The organism is Acetonema longum DSM 6540 (assembly GCF_000219125.1).
Taxonomy (GTDB): domain Bacteria; phylum Bacillota; class Negativicutes; order Sporomusales; family Acetonemataceae; genus Acetonema; species Acetonema longum.
Window position 1 is genome coordinate 1 of the sequence record NZ_AFGF01000272.1, and the last position, 859, is coordinate 859.

Sequence of the window (859 nt, forward strand, 5' to 3'; positions counted from 1 at the left end):
GGCAACCAAGGTAGCATCCTTGTTGGGGCCTGCACTATAACCAATGATTTCTCGATTGAACAGGTCAACCAGTAAGCAAATGTAGTGCCATTTGTTTTGGACCTTCACATAGGTCAGATCACTGACAACAAAGCGTTTTGCTTGTGTCTGTTCAAACTTGCGATCAAGAACATTGGCTGTCTTTGCCTCGTTACAGGTCGTCTTATGGGGCTTATACTGAGCGATGGTATAGGTAGAGACTAGTCCTTGCTCCTTCATGATGCGCCCAATGCGCCGCCTGGATGCGATAAATCCTTGCTCCCAGAGTTTGACCTTGATCTTTCGGGTACCGTAGGCTTTACGATTCTGGTGAAAAATCTTGACAATCGCTGCTGTGAGTCCTTCTTGTTTGGTCGGTTCTTTCGCTTCATAGTAGAAGGTGCTTCTGGCGATTTGCAGGACGTCGCACATTGCTGATACCGAGTATTTATCACAGTTGTTTTTGATGATAGCTACTTTCGTCCCATGATCAGCGCGGCTTGCTTTAGGATATCGTTCTCCATCTTGAGCTGTTGAAGCTCTTTACGCAAGGCGATGAGTTCATTTTCTTCCGCTGAGCGATTATCCTTCTCTCTAAAGGAGCCGCTGGTCTTGGCTTGTTTGATCCAACGGTCTAAAGCCGATGGAGTCAGGTCATATTCCGCCGCAATCGCTGCTCTTGACTTCCCATTTTCATAGAGCTGCGCCATTTGCTTTTTGAATTCCGGGGTAAATGTACGTCGGCCTTGGTTGGACACTGTAGAGATCCGCTCCTTTATGCTTAATATCTTTATTCTACATGCCCTTATTTTTTCTGTCCAACTTACTGTAACCCATCCAT

At 46.1% G+C, this 859-nt stretch carries 1 pseudogene; it reads right to left on the reverse strand.

Annotated elements, in window-relative coordinates:
- Positions 1 to 728, reverse strand: a pseudogene (locus ALO_RS23375) (IS3 family transposase); the annotation flags it as partial.
- Between the last annotated feature and the right edge of the window lie 131 nt (positions 729 to 859).